Consider the following 16,796-nt stretch of genomic DNA (forward strand, 5'->3'; position numbering starts at 1 on the left):
GCCGCCGATCGCACCGGAACGCCACTCGGGACACTCAGCCCCAGGTGCCGGCCTGCTCGACGATGAAGCCCGCGAGAATCACCGCGCTGCCGCCCACCTCGCCGATGATCAGCGCGACCATCGACGCGGTCAGCGACGGCGACGCCGGGTGGAACTGGTTGGTGGTGTCGCGTCGCAGTCCGTGCAGGCAGTAGGACGCGATCGCACCGACGAAGAAGACGAGGACGACGATCAGCGCGACCATGTTGACCGCCGTCGACCACGCGCTGAACTGCGCGAACGCAGCCAGCAAGGCGGTGGCGAAGGAGTACATGAGTGCGGCGCGGTGAGCGATGTCGACGTATACGTGTGCCTGTCCGGTCTCGCTCCGCATGATGGCGGCGTACTTCCACACGCCGAGCAACAGCGCCCACAGAAAGATGACACCCGCGGCGATCAGCGCCACCTGAGCGGTGAGAGTCAGATTCATCGCACAAGTCTCGCAGATCGCCCGGGCCCGGCCGCGCCCCGTCTCCCGGCGCCGAGCCCCCGCGTCGTTGCTATGGTGCACGCATGGCCCCTGACCGCACATCGCTCCGCCGGTCGCGGCTGGTGCCGATCGTCGCGGTGCTGGCGGGCATCGCCGCGATCGCCTTCGTGGTGATCCGTTCCTCGCACGGGGTCGACGGCTCCGCCGACCGGGCAGGCAGTGCCGCATCGACGCCGGTCCGCTCGGAATGGGAGGACCGTGATCCGACCGATCCGATGACCTTCGGTCCGGTCGACGCACCCGTCGGTCTCGTGGTCTTCACCGACTACCAGTGCCCGTACTGCGCGAAGTGGTCGCACGACACGCTCCCGGCACTCCTGCCCTATGCCGACGCCGGCGATCTGCGCATCGAACTCCGGGACATGAACATCTTCGGCGATGAGTCCGAACGCGCCGCCCGCGCCGCCTACTCCGCGGCGCTCCAGGGGCATCTGCGCGAGTTCCATGCCGCTCTGTTCGCCGACGGCCGGCCGCGCCCGAAGAGCGCGCTCTCCGACGACGCACTGCTCGCCCTCGCCGGCGAGTTGAGGCTCGACACCGGCCGCTTCCGCACCGACTACGAGTCGCGCACCGTCTTGTCGGCGGTACGGAACAAGGCGAGTGACGGCTTCACCGCGGGCACTTATTCCACGCCCGCCTTCATCCTCGGCGGCCAGCCGATCCTCGGGGCGCAGCCGACGAAGGTCTTCACCGACAAGCTGCGGAGCGAACTCGACGCCGCCGGACGCTGAGGTGACCGTGCAGCCATGAATGTGGGACTCGCAGCCGCCTTCGTCGGCGGCGCGCTCAGTCTGCTGAGCCCGTGCAGTGCTCTGCTCCTGCCCGCCTTCTTCGCATCGACCGCCGGTTCCGGGCCGCGGCTGGTGATCCATTCGCTGGTCTTCTACCTCGGCCTCGTCGCGACGTTGGTACCCGTCGGGATCGGCGTCGGTGCGCTGGGTCGGTTGTTCGCCGAGCATCGTTCGGCGGTGGTCGCCCTCACCTCCGCGGTACTCGTGGCGTTCGGCCTGCTGGCGATGTTCGGCCGGGGGTTCGACATCGCCGGCCGGGTGCCCGGAATCGAGGGATTGCGGGGCGCCGCGCAACGCCGGACGGGCCTGGTCCGCTGCCTGCTTCTCGGAGCGGCCTCCGGTGCCGCTGGATTCTGCACCGGCCCGATCCTCGGCGCCGTCCTCACGCTGGCCGCGGCTCAGGGGGCGATCGCGGGCGCCGGCGTCCTGTTGGCGGTCTACGGAGCCGGCATCGTCGCGCCGATGTTCACGATCGCTCTCGTGTGGCAGCGGTTCGGCGAACGCGGCCGCGCGCTGCTGCGCGGTCGCGAGTTCACCTTCCTCGGCCGGTCGTGGCACAGCACTTCGGTGCTCACCGGCCTGCTGCTCATCGCGGCGGGCTGCGCGTACTGGATCACCGACGGCTTCGTCGGGCTGGCCGATCCCGAGGCCGGCTCCGGCGTCGCCGACCGGCTCCAGACCGCCGCCGAGGCACTCGCCCGCCCGGACGTCGACATCGCGCTCATCATCGCCGTCGTGACGTCGGTCGTGGTGTGGTGGTGGCGGGGGCAGCGGCAACCCGACTGAACCGCATGCACGTCGCGGCCGCGGTCAGACGTTGCCGCGGGCGATCACCGTCACCGCCGAATCCAATTGGTCGAACAGGTCGTCATAGGTGATGACGCCCATCCCCGCCTCCAGCAGAGCACCGGAGAAGGTGAACATGAGTGTTCGCAAGACCGCCGGGTCCACATCCTCGCCCAGGGCGCGCGTGAACAGTCCGTACCAGTGGGTGCCGATCTCGACGCGGATCCGCGCCACGTCCGGATCGACGGCGAGCAGACTCTTGGTGGCCGCCTCGGCGACCGTGGGCGACGCTCCGACCACGTCGGCGATGTACCGGACGGTCTGGTGCAGGCGGTCGGCGGCCTCGCCCGACAGCTCCGGCTCCGGGGCCTGCGCCACCTGCCGCCAGAACAGGGACGCGAACAGGTGGTCCTTCGACGAGAAGTAGGTGTACGCGGTCGCCGGCGAGACATTCGCTCCGGCGGCGATGAGCCGAAGCGTCAGATCCTCGTAGGCCGACTCCTCGAGCAGCGACAGGCCCGCGTCGAGAAGCCTTCCCACCGTCTCCAGTTGTCGCGCGTTGAGACCGCGGCGAGGAAGGGTGGAACCGAGACTGTGCATGCGTCCAGCCTAATGCCGCGTGAAATGCGAGGAGACCCGCACCTTCACGGTGCGGGTCTCCTCGGTTCGGTAGCGGGGGCAGGATTTGAACCTACGACCTCTGGGTTATGAGCCCAGCGAGCTACCGAGCTGCTCCACCCCGCGTCGGTAAGATTCGACTTCCAGGACGATGATGTTGAATCCTGGCCGTCGAACTCGTACTCGTCCACTGTACCCGATCCCCGAGACCGCCTCGACCACCCGCCCCCGCGGCGGAGTCGAGTCGCGTCGAGGGGTTGAAGGGGGCTGAAGGGTTGAAGCCCGACTACCGTGGCCGCACCCGGGATGCAAGAAGACCCGCACCGTGACGGTGCGGGTCTTCCTTCTAGTAGCGGGGGCAGGATTTGAACCTACGACCTCTGGGTTATGAGCCCAGCGAGCTACCGAGCTGCTCCACCCCGCGTTGCATCGACTACGTTACACACGCCGCGACAGCGAAGGCAAATCGATGAAATCCCAAGGTGATCGACGCCACCGGCAGGGCTCGGCTCAGCGCGGATGCACGCCCATCAGCGCCGCCAGCTGGGTGGCGAGCGGATTGAGATTGAGCTTGTCGGGGTCCTTCTTGGCGTTGCCGTCCCACGGCTGCGCGATGTTCGGATTCGCCAGCGGTGCCCGCGCGGCGCCACGCACGGAGGTCGGATTTCCGGCGGGCACGGTGCACCCGACCTCGGTGTTGAACGGGAAGTCGTCGTAGTTGATGTCGAAGTCGGGCTTCTCACGCTTGATCCGCGCGATCATCGCCTGCGTCGACTCGTAGCCGCGAGTACAGCTCGGCGGATTGCCGGTCTCCAGGACGATGCCGAAACGGATCGATCCGTCGGGCGACGAGGTGGCGTGACTGCTGGCCGACAGGCTCGACAGCATCGCGAAGGTCATGCCGGTGACGTAGGACGCCGGCGCGATCTCGTGGACCGTGCCGCCGAGCTGCCCGATCAGCTTGGTGGTGTCGGCCCCGTTCTCGTCGAGGAACTCCGACAGCGCAGAGGCCGCACGGGGCCCGTCGGTCAGAATGCGCCGCACAGCCGGATCGGACGAGGCGAGCTGCGCCGACACCTTGTCGAGTCCGCGCGACCATTCGAGGATCTCGTCGGACTGCTCGTCCTGAGTCTTGAGCACGACGTTCGAGTTCTTGATGAGGCCGATCGTGTCGTCGAGACTCTTGAGTCCATCCTTCGACAGGGTGTCCAGCGAATCGACCAGTCGCGACAGATCCTCCCCCTTGCCGTTGAACGCCCTGCCGAGTTCGCGAACGACGGATTGGAGCGAATCGACCGGAATCGTCTTGGTGAGGTCGATGGCCGACGAGACGACGTCCTGCACCGCCGGAGGCAGTTCGACCTCAGAGATCTCCGAGCCGTCGCGCAGATACGGACCGGCGCCCGACGGCGGCTGGAGGTCGAGGAACTGCTCCCCGATCGCGGACCGGTTGGCGACCGCCGCCACCGACGACGCCGGAATCGACGACCGGCCGGAATCGAGGGTCAGCTCCACATCGACACCACCGGGGACGATGCGCATATCGCTGACGCGACCGGCGGGGACCCCGCGATACGTCACCTCGGCTTCGGGGAAGATGCCACCGCTGTCTGGCATGTGCACCACCACGCGATAGCCGCTGAGTCCGAGCGCCTGGTCCATTCGCGCGAACCGGATGCCCGCGAAGATCGACGCACCGACACCCAGCAGAATCACGACGACCAGCTGCAGTTTCACCAGACGGCTCAGGGGTGGCATTCGCGACCTTCCTACACGACTGACGGAATCCCGACGATCCGACCTGCCGAGCGTAAGTCGGTTGCACCTGCAACGACGACTCCTGGACACCGTATGTGACAAACGAGCTAGCCAGATTCTTCATGTGATATTTGTCACCTCGTGAGCTATGGTGAGGGTAGATAGAGGGTGCTCTACCAGGGCATTCATCATCAGACGAGCTAGGAGGATCAGTCATGGCGAATCACTCGATCAGAAGGAGCGGCCACGGCAACCACTGGATGGGCCTGGTGGCCTTCGTCCTGTTGATGGTCGGCGGCGCCTTCTCAGCACTGTGGGTCATCACCTTGGCCGACCTCCCCGACAACAAGCCCACCAACATCACCTACGGAGTGCTCGCACTCGGCTGCCTGATCTTCTCCGCGATGATCTTCACCTTCCTCGTCAGGCGGCTGCATCACTCGCCGGTGATGCCCGACAACACACCCGACGAGATCGCCCGCTATCTGGCCAAAGTGCGTCCCTGATCCTGGACGCGGGGCCCTGCCGAGCAGAATGCCGGCCGATCGGATTCCCGATCGGCCGGCATTCCTGCGAATATGCGCGGCTCAGTTGCCGAGGGCCTCGTACTGATTGACGGCCTTGTTGAGCCGGTCGAGGGCGTCGCCGTAGGCCTTGAAGTCGCCGCTCGACTGCGCCTTGCGCATCTCCTCGAGCGCCTCGCCGAGCTCCTTCACCACCGCGTCGCGCGCGGCGTCGTCGCCGCCGCTACTCGACGGCTGCTGGGTGTTCGGCGCGGGCTTCTGCGGCGCAGGCGTGCTCGACCCTCCCTCGATCTCCGGCTCCGTCGCCGCACTCGGATCGATGCCGACCTGGCGGAGTGCCTCGGCCACGGTCGGCGCATAGCCGGCGTTCGCCTTCTCCTTGCCCGCCGCCGCGTTGTAGTACGTGAGTACGCGGTAGAGCTTCGGGATCGCCGAGTCCCCGGTCTTGGCCTGGTTGTACATCGGCTGCACGTAGAGGATTCCGTTGTCGCCGACAGGCAGTGCGAGCAGATTTCCGTAGGTCACCAGGCTGGAGTTCTCCACGAGCTGACGGTCACGGGTGCTCGACGGGCTGTTCTTCATCGCCTCGGTCGCCTGCTGCGGACCCACCGACTGGGTCGTGGTCGGCAACGTCTTGACCGTGATCTTGCCGTATCCGTCCGGGTCGGATGCCGCCGTCATGTACGCCGCGAGGTTCGGCCGCGCGAGCGCGGTCATCACCGATGTCAGCTGGAACTGCGAGAGCGCCTCGTTGCCCGGCGCCGACGCGGTGAAGTAGTACGGCGGCTGCGGAGCGGTGCTCTTGTCGACGGTCGGGTCCGCGGGAACGGTCCAGAAGTTGCTCGACTTGAAGAACGTGGTGCCGTCGTTGACGTGGTACTTCGTGAGCAGCTCGCGCTGCAGCTTGAAGATGTCCTCCGGGTAACGCAGGTGGGCGCGCAGGTCGGGCCGCTTGTCGAGTTCCGACTTGGGCTTGACCGTGCCGGGGAACGCCTTCATCCATGTCTTGAGCACCGGATCGGTGTCATCGGACTGGTACAGCTCGACCTTGCCGGTGTAGGCGTCGACGGTTGCCTTCACCGAGTTGCGCACATACGAGACCTCGCGGTCGGGCTGAGCGCGCCCGGTCGGCCCGGCGTCGGACTGACGGGAGTCGGCCGTCGCCGCCTGCAAGGCCATGCGCTGCGCGTAGGGATAGTTGTCGAGGGTCGTGTAGCCGTCGACGATCCACTTGATCGAGCCGTCGGCCATGACCGCAGGGTAGGTCTTGGAGTCGGTGGTCAGCCACGGCGCCACCTTCTTGACCCGGTCGCGCGGATCGCGGTCGTACAGGATCCGCGACTGGTCGCCGACCGCGCTGGACAGGATGAAGTTGCGCTCGCCGTACTTGAGCGCGTACAGCAGACGCGTACCCCAGTTGCTGAGGGGAACGCCGGAATCGGCGCGGTAGCGGTAGTTCTCGTTGTCCCCGTCGTACTCGCGGCCCTCGTCCGAGCCGCCCGTACCCACGATGGCGTAGTCGGGGTTCACCTTCGCGATCATCTCGCCGAAGTAGATGCGCGGCTCACGAACTTTGATCGGTGCGGTCGCCTTGTACTCGGGTGTATTCACCGTGTTGACGTCGGAGACCAGGAACACCGGGAGTCCGCCGGAGTCGGAATTGGTGTCGCCGTTGGGTGCCTCGTCGACCTTGTTGGCCTGCGCGGCGATGAACCCGTTGCCGTGAGTGAACACGGTGTGCTTGTTGAGCCAGTTGTTCTGGTTGCCGCTCAGGCGCGACGGATCGAGTTCGCGCGCGGCGACGATGAAGTCGCGCTGCTGGGTCTCGCCGTCCTGGGTGACCGGGTAGCGGTCCACCGCCAACTGCGAGGGGAAGCCGTAGACGTTCTTGAGCGCCTGCCGCTGCGAGAACGCGGTCGACATCACCGCCGGGTCGAGGATGCGGATGTTCGAGAGCGTCGCCGCGTCGGAGTTGACGGTGGCCGGATTCGCCGGACTGCGCGCCCAGTCGTTGTCGTAGACGACGTCCTTGCCGTTGCGGATCCGGTAGGCCTCGGTGGTCGCCGCGATGTTGCGTTCGATGTACTCGGCTTCCTTCGTGTCGGCGCTGGGCTTGACGGCGAACTGTTCCATCGCCGCCGGCCACGCGACGCCGATCACCAGCGCCGAGAGCAGCATCAGCACCGCGGCCAGCGCCGGGATGCGCAGGTCGCGCAGGGCGATCGCGGCGAAGAATGCGATGGCGCAGACGATCGCGATCGCCATCAGGATCAGCTTCGACGGCAGCACGTAGTTGATGTCGGTGTAGGTGGCGCCGGTGAAGATGTCGCCGCGCCGGTCACTGCTGAGCAGGTCGTATCGGTCGAACCAGTAACCGATGGCCTTCGCGATCATGAACAGTCCGGCGATCACGGCCAACTGGATGCGTGCCGCCCGCGTCAACGATCCGCGACGTCCGCCGCCGCCGAGCCGCAGTCCGCCGAAGACGTAGTGCGTGATCAGGTTCCCGATGAACGCGATGACGAGCGAGATGAAGATGATGTCGAGCATCATCCGGAAGAACGGCAGCGAGAACGAGTAGAACCCGATGTCGAGGCCGAACTGAGGATCCTTGATCCCGAAGGGTTCGCGATTGATGAACATCTGAACCGTGGCCCAGGAGCCCTGGGCGATGAGACCCGCCACGATGCCGATGAACACCGACGGCACCAGAACCGACAGCTTGGGCCGCATGCCCACCGCCGTCCGGTAGCGCGCCAGCGGGTCGGTGGGGCTCGCCAGCATCACGAAGTCCGGACGTGCACGGTAGGCCGCGAAGATGCCGCCGAAGACGATCGCCGAGACCACGACCGCGACCACCAGGAAGGTCACCAGACGCGTCGTGAGCATGGTGGACATCACCTCGGAGTACCCGAGGTCGGAGTACCAGAGCCAGTCGGTGATCAGTGAGACCACTCGCGGACCCACCAACAGCAGGATCAGCAGTCCGACACCGATCCCGATCAGGATCTTCGCCCTCCGGGACAACGTCGGCCGTCCGCCCGATCCGGTCATGCTCACCACTTGTATAAGCTCCCTGATTCGTCTCTGCTCGCGCGCGTGCGACAGCAATGCCGACCAGCTTACCGATTCGCCCGAGTCGGCTCCGTTCTCCGCCGCAACCGTCCAGGCTGCACAATGGGCGCGTGACGTCTTCCGATGATTCCGCAGGCGCCGGCTTCTCCCAAGCCGATCTCGGCAATGCCCTCGCCCAGTGCCTCGCCTACGCCTCCGACTTGCCCTGGGGCTCGGCGCCGACACTGTTCGCCCTGGTACCGACCGCGGTGCTCGCGTCCCAGGCGCCGGGCCTCGTCGATCCCGGCGACGACTCCGCTCTGAGCCCGGTGGTGCAGGAGACCAGCACCGCCGACCTCGAAGAGCTGCTGACCACCGTCGCGTGGCCGGAGCAAGTGGTGGGCTCGGCGGTCGTCACCGAGATCACCCTGCTGCCGCCCGACGCCGAGGCCGATCTCGACGCGGCGCTGGAACCGCTGCTGGCCGATCCCGACGCCGCCGACGAGGCGGCGCGGCGAGCCGCTCACAGCCATCCCGAGCGGAAGACGGCACGGCTCGCGGCGGGGGTGCTCCGCACCGGGCAGCGGGTGGCGCTGCTCGCGCTCCGAGAGGGCGAGCAGCAGTCGGGGGATCTGCAGACTCACCCGGACATCGCACCGAATCTGCTCGACGCTCTCGCCGAGACTCTGCACGGCTGACCGATTCAGCAGTGCCGATTCAGCAGTGCGGGCGGGCCTTGTCGGTGCCGAGGGTGTCGAGCGCGTTCACCGCGTCGGTCAGCGTGTCGACCTTGACCAGTTCGATGCCGTCGGGCGCATCGGACTTCGCGGCATCGCAGTTGCCGGCCGGAACCAGGAACACCGTCGCTCCGGCGTCTCGGGCCGCCTTGATCTTGTGCGGGATGCCGCCGATGGTGCCGACCTTGCCGTTCGGGTCGATGGTGCCGGTGCCCGCGACGAACTGACCGTGTGAGAGGTCGCCGGGCGTCAGGTGGTCGATCACCGAGAGGGTCAGCATCAGACCTGCCGACGGTCCGCCGATGTCGCCGACGTTGAACACGATGTTGATATTCGGGTCCGCTGCCATCATCTGCGGCGTCACCCCGAGGAAGGCCTTGGCGGGATCGTCCGGGCGGGCCCCGAGCTTGACTTGTTGGGTCAGTCGCTGCGGTCCGCGCTGGACCGTCAGTTCCACCTCGTCGCCGGGCTTGTGCCGGGCGAGGACGTCGGCGAGTGCCTTGGGCCCGTCGATCGCGACGCCGTCGAGGGTGAGGATGCGGTCGCGCGGAGCGAGCTTGCCATCGGCCGGCCCCTTGCTCGCGACGGCGCCGACGCCGATCGCGACCGGCTTGTGCAGGTAGTTCAGCGAGGCCATCGTCGCGTTGGTCTCCGAGCCGCTCATCTGCTCGGTGTTCTGCTGCTGCACCTGTTCCACCGTTTGGTCGGGCGGGTAGTACAGCTCACGCGGCTGCAGTTCGTACGTACCCGAGGCCCACATTCCGAGCGCCTGGAACAGCGAGAGTCCGTCGCGGAGCGAGACCGTGGTGAGGTTGAGATTGCCCTTCGGGTCCGGGTCCACCGCTCCGGTCACTTCGACGACGGGCTTGCCCTCCACGTCGCCGAGCGTGTTGACCGTCGGGCCGGGCCCGAGCGCCACATACGGCACCCGAAGCGTCATGCCTGCGATGACGAACGCCAGGAGGACTACCACGCCGACGGTGATCGTGGCGATACGGCGATGGGCGGGCTTGATGGTCACCCGGCCCAGGGTAATGCAGCCCGATTCGCGGAGCCCGCAGGTGACCGGGCGAGCGCAGCGCCGGGAGATGTGCCGGGCGAGCGAAGCGACGGGAGATGACACAGGCGAGCGAAGCGACGGGAGATCACACAGGCGAGCGCAGCGACGGGAGATGTGCCGAGCTTCGGCCCGGTACCGTTGAAGGTATGAATGATCTGCCCTTCGGGTTCTCGTCGTCGAACGACCGGGACAAGAACGACCCGGACAAGAACAACGGTGGCCAGAGCGGCGGCGGCACGCCGGGCGGCGACCCGTCGAACCCCTTCGGATTCCCGCTGGGCGAAGGCGGCGCGGTCGATCCCTCGCAGCTGGGTCAGTTGTTCAGTCAACTCGGGAACATGTTCAGCGGCATGGGCGCGGGCATGGCCGGCGGCGGCTCCGGTCCCGTCAACTACGACGTGGCCGCGAACCTGGCGCGCAGGCAGATCGGCTCGTTCACTCCGATGCTCGAGAAGGAGCACCAGGCGGTGGCGGACGCGGTCCGGCTGGCGGAGGTCTGGCTCGATGAGCAGACCGCGATGCCCGCGGGGATCCGTTCGACGGCGGCGTGGACGCCCGTGGACTGGCTGGAGAACACGCTGCCGACGTGGCGGACGCTGTGCGATCCGATCGCCGAGCAGATGTCGAAGACGATGGACGCCGGTCTGCCCGAGGAGGCGAAGGCTTTCGCCGGCCCGATGATGGCGATGATCGGCCAGCTCAGCGGCACGATGTACGGGACCCAGCTGGGTCAGGGACTGGGGCAGTTGGCCGGGGGCGTATTGACCTCCACCGACATCGGCCTGCCCTTGGCGCCGGACGGTCTCGGGGTGCTGCTTCCCGAGGCGATCGCGCGATTCGCCGAGGGACTCGATCTGCCCGCGCAGGAGATCGTCGTCTTCCTCGCGGCGCGGGAAGCCGCGCACGTGCGATTGTTCGCGCACGTTCCGTGGCTCAAGCAGCGATTGCTGGCGACCGTGGAGGAGTACGCCCGCGGCATCCGCATCGACCTCGGCGGACTGCAGAATCTGGCGACGGAGATCGACCCGCAGGAGTTGTTCTCCAATCCGGGCAAGCTCGAGGAGTTGATGGGTTCGGCCGCCTCATTCGAACCGGAGACGACCCCGGCGCAGCAGGCGGCGCTCAGCCGTCTGGAGACGCTGCTCGCACTCGTCGAGGGCTGGGTGGAGCTGGTGGTGTCGAATGCGCTCGGAGACCGGATTCCGAGCACGGCCGCGCTCAGTGAGACGATGCGCAGGCGCCGCGCGTCCGGCGGTCCCGCCGAGCAGACCTTCGCGACGTTGATCGGTCTGGATCTGCGTCCGCGCAAACTGCGTGAGGCGGCCGCCCTGTGGCGGGCGCTCACCGAGGCGTCGGACATCGCGACGCGCGACGGTGTGTGGGGCCATCCGGACCTGCTTCCCGACGCCGACGACCTCGACAATCCGGCGGGTTTCATCGACCGAATCGTCGGAGGCGACGTCTCCGGTATCGACGACGCCATCGCCGAGTTGGAGCGCCAGTTCACTGCCGAGAGCGGCGACGGTGACGCCGAGCCAGGCGACGACGGCCGAGCTTCCGGCGGCGACGGCGAGGGTTCCGACCAGCGCTGATTCCAGAGCTCGTCGAACCTGTGGAATTCGGGTTCGCCGAGAACCGGCTGCGCTGCCAGCGTGGTCGTCATGCCCGCACGCGACGCGCTCCCGGTTCTCACGTCCGGCACACCGGTCCTCATCCGCCCCGACGGCCGGCTGCACATCGGCTCCGACCCGCTGACCGCGCTCACGGTGGAACTCGGTCGCGGAGTGTCGACGGCTGCGGTCGCGGCGCTTCTGCAACGCCTCCGGACGCCGCAGCGCTACCGCCATCTGCGCCGTGATCTGCGGTCGTCTGGTCTCTCGGCGTCGAGGTTCTGGGAGATGCTCGACCGGCTGGTCGCCGCGGGCAAGGCGGTGGAGTCCGAAACTGTTGCATCCGCACGCCTCGCCATCGGCATCGTCGGTCACGGCGAAATCGCCAGGCTGCTGCTGTCCGGGTTGCCGCTCGACGGACACCGGACCGAGGTCTGCGATCCGCGCGGTCCGCTCGGCGGTCCCGGGCCCCGGCCGCAGCTGGTGGTTCTCGCCGACCAGCCGGTTCCCGACCCGGCCGTGTACGAGCCGCTGATGTCTGCGCGGATCCCCCACCTCGCGGTGCACATCCACGACGACGTGGGGGTCGTCGGGCCGCTGGTGCTGCCGGGAGCCACCAGCTGCCTGCGGTGCCTCGAGCTGCACCGCACCGACGTCGATCCCGGATGGCCGGTGCTCGCCGCCACCCTGCAGGGGGTCGCCGGCGCCGGCGGGACCGCGACCCGTCTGGCGACGGTGGCGATGGCGCACGCGCAGATCGGCGAGATCGGCGCGGCACTGCGAGCCGCGGATCCGGCGCCGCCGGCGGTGGCCGGAAAGCGGCTCGAGTTCCGGCCGCTGCCGTGCGGGATGACGCTCGCCCCGGCACCGGTGCATCCGCGCTGCGAATGCTTCGTGCGATGCGGCGGTGCACCGGGCGAAACGGTTTCCACTATCCTCGATCACGCGGCGAAAGGACACCATTGAGCGAGATCACACGCGGCCAGGGTCGTCGCAACGCGAAACTGGCCGCACTCCCCCTGGGCATGGCCGGGCGCGCTGCCGCCGGGTTCGGCAAGCGGATCGCGGGCAAGAGCCGAGAAGAAGTCAACGCCGAGTTGATGAACAAGACCGCCGAGCAATTGTTCGCGGTCCTGGGGGAACTCAAGGGCGGGGCCATGAAGGTGGGACAGGCGCTCTCGATCATGGAGGCCGCGATCCCCGACGAATTCGGTGAGCCCTTCCGGGAAGCGCTGACCAAGCTGCAGGCGGAAGCGCCGCCGCTTCCCGCCAAATCCGTGCACAAGGTGCTCGATCAGCAGCTCGGCACCCGCTGGCCCGAACGATTCCGCGAGTTCAGCGACGAGCCCGCCGCCTCCGCCAGCATCGGCCAGGTTCACAAGGCCGTGTGGTCCGATGGCCGCGAGGTCGCGGTGAAGGTCCAGTATCCGGGCGCCGACCATGCCCTGAAGGCCGATCTGAAGACCCTGAGCCGCATGTCGGGACTGATTCAGAAGCTCTCGCCCGGCACTGACGTCAAGGCGATGGTGGACGAGCTCATCGACCGGACCGAGGACGAACTCGACTACATCACCGAAGCCGACAACCAGCGGGCGTTCGCCCGCGCCTTCGACGGCGATCCGGATTTCCTGGTTCCGAAGGTGGTGGCGAGTGCGCCGAAGGTCGTGGTCTCGGAGTGGATCGACGGCACCCGGCTGTCGAAGCTGATCGTCGAGGGCACGCAGGAGCAGCGCAACGACGCCGCCACCAAGATGACGACCTTTGAGATCAGCTCGCCTGCGCGTGTGGGAATGCTGCACGGTGATCCGCACCCCGGAAACTTCTACGTTCTCGACGACGGGCGTTTCGGGATCCTCGATTTCGGTGCCGTCGGGCACTACCCGGACGGGCTGCCTGCGAACACGGGCCCGATTCTGGCCCTCGCGCGTGACAGGCGGTACGACGAACTGCGCGAGGAAATGGTGGCCGCCAACTTCATTCAGGCTTCGCACGCCGACCGCGTGAGCCCGGAGGACCTCGCCAACTACCTGCAGCCGTACGTGGATCCGCTGTACAGCGACACCTTCCATTTCACGCGCAAGTGGCTGCAGCGCGCGGCGGGGATGGCCACCGACATCAACGGCGACGTCTACAAGACGTCGCGGAATCTGAATGTTCCACGCGAGTACGTGATGGTCTTCCGTGTCCTCATCGGATGTGTCGGGATCGCCGCTCAACTCGACGCGGAGGCACCGTATCGCGCGATTCTGAACGAATGGGTGCCCGGCCTCGCGAGCTGAGCGGCAACGCGACGATCATGCGACGGCCGCGTTCTTCCGCGGACGGCCACGGGGCCGCTTCCGCGCGATGACGACACCGCGCTCGAAGATCTCCCCACCCCAGACTCCCCACGGCTCTTCGCGCTCCATCGCGCTCTCGAGGCATTGGGTCCGCAGTGGGCATTGTCGGCACAGGCTCTTCGCCTCCTCCAGGAGGTCCGGTCGGTCGGCGAACCACAGGTCGGCGTCGTAGTCGGTGGACTGGCAGGGCAGTTCTATTCGGGGAATGGTCAAGGTAGACAAAGTAGGTCGGCTTTCGTTCGCAGATGCTGGTCTGATGAACCCGGGCCTACTCGTGGTGGTGCGATGAGAAAGGCCACGGGGTTCGCTATCGCGATTCGCCGTGGCCTCGAAGGTTCCGCTGGTCTCTAGGAGTGAGACATTCGGTAGGACGTCGGATCGCCGTCCACGGGGGCCACTGGGAATCGCCGGCGCGCTCGCGCCATGGGCGCTGCCGCTGCAGCGAGATGTACTGTCTGCCAGTTCACTGGTCGATTCCCTTCTCTCGTGCGGCTCCGGACGGCACAGAGGATCTCCGCACCGCGTGATGTACTTCTGTACTGTATGCGCGCCGCCAACGGCGCACAACTTATTTTCTACCTGCGGTTTCGCCGCGTCGGCGCCCGGGGAGGGCGGCATCGATCACGTCAAGGATCCGCGCCCCGATCACGTCTGCCCGCTCCGCTCCGAAGCCGCGCACCTTCGCCAGCTCGTCGATCGAAGTCGGCACCGCAGTGGCGATCGAGCGGATCATCGACACGCTCATCACGTTGACCGCCGAGATACCCTCGGACTCGGCGAAGTCCTTGCGCCAGGCGGTCAGCGCGGCGAGGACGTCGGGATCGGGGTCGCGGCGCTCGGGCAGCGGATCGAGGTCGGCGGCCGGATTCGGCACCAGTGCCTCGAGGAATCGGGAACGCCGACGCTTGGCGCCCCGCCCCTCGCCTCTCGAAAGACTCCACGACAGGTGGAGGTGTTCACGTGCCCGCGTGACACCCACATAGAAGAGCCTGCGCTCCTCTTCGACCTCTTCGGTGGTCTTGGACGCACGCCCGAGCGGCATCGATCCCTCATGCAGTCCGGTCAGGAACACCGCATCCCATTCGAGGCCCTTGGCCGCGTGCATCGACGACAGCGTGACGCCCGCACCGACCGGCGCGTGTCGCATCCGCGACCGCTCTTCGAGCCTTGCCACCAGTCCGGCGAAGTCCAGTTCTGGTGACTCCCCGGCGATCGACTCCACGATCTCCATCAGACGCAGCAGCTGTTGCCATCGCGCACGCGCGTTGGCGCCCTTCGGCTCGGACTCGGTGAGCCCGACGGAGTGCAGCGCATGCCGCACGGCGTCCACCGGCGCCATCGGCGGGGATGCGGCCCCCGCCGCCAGAGACGTCAGGCGCCGCATCCCCGCCACGATCTCGGGCCGCTCGAAGAAGCTCTGCGCGCCGCGGACCTGGTAGTCGATCCCCGCCTCCGACAGCGCCTCCTCGTAGGCCTCGGACTGAGCGTTGACCCGGTAGAGCACCGCGATCTCCGAGGCCGGGACACCGGTGCGGATCAACGACCGGATCTTCGCCACCACTCCGACCACTTCGGAGATCTCGTCGTCGAATCCGGCGAAGACCGGTTCCGGTCCCGACGGCCGTTGGCCCACGAGTTTGAGCCGCGTGCCCGCGATGCGGCCGCGGGCCTTGCCGATGACCGCGTTCGCCAGACTCACCACCTCCGGAGTGGAGCGGTAGTCGCGCTGCAGTCGCACCAGCGTGGCCTCCGGGTACCGGCGGGTGAAGTCGAGCAGGTACGTCGGCGTCGCGCCGGTGAAACTGTAGATGGTCTGATTCGCGTCGCCGACGACGGTGAGGTCGTCGCGTCCGCCGAGCCATGCGTCGAGCAGGTCCTGCTGGATGGGAGTGACGTCCTGGTATTCGTCCACCACGAAGCTGCGGTAGCGGGACCGGAACTCTTCTGCGATCGACGGGTCCGACCGCAGGATCGTGGTGGTGAAGGTGAGCAGATCCTCGAAATCGAGCAGTCGGTCGCCGTTCGGCGCGACTTTGGCCGCCTCATACGCGGAGAACACCTGCGCGACCGTCGCAGGGTCGGCCGGAAGGTCGCGGTGGGTACGTCGCGCCGCCTCCGCATACTGCCCCGGACCCAGACCCGACGACTTCGCCCATTCGATCTCCGACGCCAGATCCCGCAGCAGATCGCGGTCGGCGACGTCGAGGCCCAATTCGCGCGAGACTCTACCGACCATCCGGAACTTGTGCTCCAGCAGTTCCCAGCGCATGTCGCCCATCGCCATCGGCCAGAAGTAGCGGAGCTGGCGCATGGCGGCGGCGTGGAAGGTCTGGGCGGCGATCCGGTTGCCGGGTCCGGCGACGCCGAGCGACTCCAGCCGTTCCCTCATCTCCGCGGCCGCTCGCGCGGTGAACGTGACGGCCAGCACCTGCTCGGGGTTCACCTGACCGGAGTCGACCAGATGCGCTATCCGGCGGGTGATGGTGCGCGTCTTACCGGTACCCGCGCCGGCGAGCACGCAGACGGGTCCTCGGGGCGCGAGAACCGCTTCGAGCTGTTCTGGATCAAGGCCTGAGGTGACTCCGCCTTCCGCCGCTGGATGCCCGATCACTGTCATGCCTACTACGTTCTCATGCCCCTGCGACACTGCTCGTCTCCGCAGTTCAGAGCCGGTTCCTCGGTGTCGTGGGAGCCCGGCCGGCGGCCCGAGCCCCCGCGCTGGGCCGTCCTACAGCCTGCCGAGCCTGCTCATCACCTCGCCGACGGACGGGTTGGTCGCCGTAGACCCGTCGGCGTAGAGAGCGGTCGGAACGACGTGGTTGCCGCCGTTGACGCTGCCGACGAACTCGGCGGCGTCCGGGTCGGCCTCGATGTCGATCTCGGTCCACTCCACGCCGTTGCGTTCCAGACCGGCCTTCAGCCGGTTGCAGAACGGACACCAGGAGGTGGTGTACAGAGTCAGTTCCGGGTTCGCTGCCGCATCACTCATG

Annotated in this window: 15 protein-coding genes and 2 tRNA genes; 7 read left to right on the forward strand and 10 right to left on the reverse strand. The window is 67.4% G+C overall.

Annotation, left to right across the window (positions count from 1 at the left end; translation table 11 throughout):
- Positions 1-34: 34 nt before the first annotated feature.
- Positions 35-469 carry a hypothetical protein gene (locus ACK8HH_RS13755; protein ID WP_006895491.1) on the reverse strand — a complete coding sequence of 145 codons (435 nt, stop codon included), beginning with the start codon at positions 467-469 and terminating at the stop codon, positions 35-37.
- An 83-nt stretch (positions 470-552) separates the two neighbouring features.
- On the opposite strand from ACK8HH_RS13755, the gene ACK8HH_RS13760 reads away from it, so the two are divergent.
- Both ACK8HH_RS13760 and ACK8HH_RS13765 read left to right on the forward strand, forming a co-directional pair.
- Positions 553-1,260: a DsbA family protein gene (locus ACK8HH_RS13760; protein WP_045538995.1), complete on the forward strand. Its 708-nt coding sequence runs from the start codon at positions 553-555 to the stop codon at positions 1,258-1,260.
- A gap of 15 nt (positions 1,261-1,275) precedes the next feature.
- The gene (locus ACK8HH_RS13765; RefSeq protein ID WP_045538997.1) at positions 1,276-2,106 is read left to right on the forward strand and encodes a cytochrome c biogenesis CcdA family protein; all 831 of its coding nucleotides are present in this window, start codon (positions 1,276-1,278) and stop codon (positions 2,104-2,106) included.
- 24 nt (positions 2,107-2,130) lie between these two features.
- Here the strand turns inward: ACK8HH_RS13765 and ACK8HH_RS13770 are convergent, their stop codons facing one another.
- From ACK8HH_RS13770 to ACK8HH_RS13785, 4 genes are all read right to left on the reverse strand, one after another.
- Entirely contained in the window at positions 2,131-2,706 is a 576-nt protein-coding gene (locus ACK8HH_RS13770) for a TetR/AcrR family transcriptional regulator (RefSeq protein ID WP_006895496.1), read from the reverse strand.
- 70 nt (positions 2,707-2,776) lie between these two features.
- A tRNA-Met gene (locus tag ACK8HH_RS13775) sits at positions 2,777-2,850 on the reverse strand.
- 224 nt (positions 2,851-3,074) lie between these two features.
- Positions 3,075-3,148: transfer RNA gene (locus ACK8HH_RS13780), tRNA-Met, on the reverse strand.
- Between the two features lie 86 nt (positions 3,149-3,234).
- Positions 3,235-4,482, reverse strand: a complete 1,248-nt coding sequence (locus tag ACK8HH_RS13785) for an MCE family protein (protein WP_062368004.1) — start codon at positions 4,480-4,482, stop codon at positions 3,235-3,237.
- Positions 4,483-4,697: 215 nt separating this feature from the next.
- Between ACK8HH_RS13785 and ACK8HH_RS13790 the strand changes: the two genes are divergently transcribed.
- On the forward strand, positions 4,698-4,988 hold the full coding sequence (locus tag ACK8HH_RS13790; RefSeq protein WP_006895498.1) for a hypothetical protein: 291 nt from the start codon (positions 4,698-4,700) through the stop codon (positions 4,986-4,988).
- A gap of 81 nt (positions 4,989-5,069) precedes the next feature.
- On the opposite strand, the gene ACK8HH_RS13795 is transcribed toward ACK8HH_RS13790, so the two are convergent.
- The gene (locus tag ACK8HH_RS13795; protein ID WP_156479471.1) at positions 5,070-8,060 is read right to left on the reverse strand and encodes a UPF0182 family protein; all 2,991 of its coding nucleotides are present in this window, start codon (positions 8,058-8,060) and stop codon (positions 5,070-5,072) included.
- A 131-nt stretch (positions 8,061-8,191) separates the two neighbouring features.
- Here ACK8HH_RS13795 and ACK8HH_RS13800 point away from each other — a divergent pair, with 131 nt between their 5' ends.
- Positions 8,192-8,758 carry a PPA1309 family protein gene (locus tag ACK8HH_RS13800; protein WP_006895500.1) on the forward strand — a complete coding sequence of 189 codons (567 nt, stop codon included), beginning with the start codon at positions 8,192-8,194 and terminating at the stop codon, positions 8,756-8,758.
- A 19-nt stretch (positions 8,759-8,777) separates the two neighbouring features.
- On the opposite strand, the gene ACK8HH_RS13805 is transcribed toward ACK8HH_RS13800, so the two are convergent.
- The gene (locus tag ACK8HH_RS13805; RefSeq protein ID WP_346074936.1) at positions 8,778-9,818 is read right to left on the reverse strand and encodes a PDZ domain-containing protein; all 1,041 of its coding nucleotides are present in this window, start codon (positions 9,816-9,818) and stop codon (positions 8,778-8,780) included.
- Between the two features lie 185 nt (positions 9,819-10,003).
- On the opposite strand from ACK8HH_RS13805, the gene ACK8HH_RS13810 reads away from it, so the two are divergent.
- From ACK8HH_RS13810 to ACK8HH_RS13820, 3 genes are all read left to right on the forward strand, one after another.
- Complete coding sequence (locus ACK8HH_RS13810) at positions 10,004-11,449, forward strand: zinc-dependent metalloprotease (protein WP_045539002.1); 1,446 nt, start codon at positions 10,004-10,006, stop codon at positions 11,447-11,449.
- 69 nt (positions 11,450-11,518) lie between these two features.
- Positions 11,519-12,433 (forward strand): hypothetical protein, encoded by a 915-nt coding sequence (locus ACK8HH_RS13815; protein WP_006895503.1) that lies wholly within the window; start codon positions 11,519-11,521, stop codon positions 12,431-12,433.
- Positions 12,430-13,746, forward strand: a complete 1,317-nt coding sequence (locus ACK8HH_RS13820; RefSeq protein ID WP_006895504.1) for an ABC1 kinase family protein — start codon at positions 12,430-12,432, stop codon at positions 13,744-13,746. Before ACK8HH_RS13815 ends, ACK8HH_RS13820 begins: the two co-directional genes overlap by 4 nt.
- Before the next feature lie 15 nt (positions 13,747-13,761).
- On the opposite strand, the gene ACK8HH_RS13825 is transcribed toward ACK8HH_RS13820, so the two are convergent.
- The 3 genes from ACK8HH_RS13825 to ACK8HH_RS13835 form a co-directional block, all read right to left on the reverse strand.
- Positions 13,762-14,028 carry a WhiB family transcriptional regulator gene (locus tag ACK8HH_RS13825; protein ID WP_006895505.1) on the reverse strand — a complete coding sequence of 89 codons (267 nt, stop codon included), beginning with the start codon at positions 14,026-14,028 and terminating at the stop codon, positions 13,762-13,764.
- A 346-nt stretch (positions 14,029-14,374) separates the two neighbouring features.
- The gene (locus ACK8HH_RS13830) at positions 14,375-16,423 is read right to left on the reverse strand and encodes an ATP-dependent DNA helicase UvrD2 (RefSeq protein WP_346074941.1); all 2,049 of its coding nucleotides are present in this window, start codon (positions 16,421-16,423) and stop codon (positions 14,375-14,377) included.
- A 111-nt stretch (positions 16,424-16,534) separates the two neighbouring features.
- The gene (locus tag ACK8HH_RS13835) at positions 16,535-16,795 is read right to left on the reverse strand and encodes a mycoredoxin (protein WP_006895507.1); all 261 of its coding nucleotides are present in this window, start codon (positions 16,793-16,795) and stop codon (positions 16,535-16,537) included.
- Position 16,796: the final 1 nt, after the last annotated feature.

The sequence above is a fragment of the Gordonia sp. LUNF6 genome (assembly GCF_047041125.1).
Taxonomy (GTDB): domain Bacteria; phylum Actinomycetota; class Actinomycetes; order Mycobacteriales; family Mycobacteriaceae; genus Gordonia; species Gordonia sihwensis.

Excerpts from the sequence above, each read along its gene's own strand:
- ACK8HH_RS13810 (WP_045539002.1), top strand. The coding sequence starts at position 10,004 with ATGAATGATCTGCCCTTCGGGTTCTCGTCGTCGAACGACCGGGACAAG.
- ACK8HH_RS13815 (WP_006895503.1), top strand. The coding sequence starts at position 11,519 with ATGCCCGCACGCGACGCGCTCCCGGTTCTCACGTCCGGCACACCGGTC.
- ACK8HH_RS13795 (WP_156479471.1), bottom strand. The coding sequence starts at position 8,060 with ATGACCGGATCGGGCGGACGGCCGACGTTGTCCCGGAGGGCGAAGATC.
- ACK8HH_RS13770 (WP_006895496.1), bottom strand. The coding sequence starts at position 2,706 with ATGCACAGTCTCGGTTCCACCCTTCCTCGCCGCGGTCTCAACGCGCGA.
- ACK8HH_RS13760 (WP_045538995.1), top strand. The coding sequence starts at position 553 with ATGGCCCCTGACCGCACATCGCTCCGCCGGTCGCGGCTGGTGCCGATC.
- ACK8HH_RS13785 (WP_062368004.1), bottom strand. The coding sequence starts at position 4,482 with ATGCCACCCCTGAGCCGTCTGGTGAAACTGCAGCTGGTCGTCGTGATT.
- ACK8HH_RS13755 (WP_006895491.1), bottom strand. The coding sequence starts at position 469 with ATGAATCTGACTCTCACCGCTCAGGTGGCGCTGATCGCCGCGGGTGTC.
- ACK8HH_RS13765 (WP_045538997.1), top strand. The coding sequence starts at position 1,276 with ATGAATGTGGGACTCGCAGCCGCCTTCGTCGGCGGCGCGCTCAGTCTG.
- ACK8HH_RS13790 (WP_006895498.1), top strand. The coding sequence starts at position 4,698 with ATGGCGAATCACTCGATCAGAAGGAGCGGCCACGGCAACCACTGGATG.
- ACK8HH_RS13830 (WP_346074941.1), bottom strand. The coding sequence starts at position 16,423 with ATGACAGTGATCGGGCATCCAGCGGCGGAAGGCGGAGTCACCTCAGGC.
- ACK8HH_RS13835 (WP_006895507.1), bottom strand. The coding sequence starts at position 16,795 with ATGAGTGATGCGGCAGCGAACCCGGAACTGACTCTGTACACCACCTCC.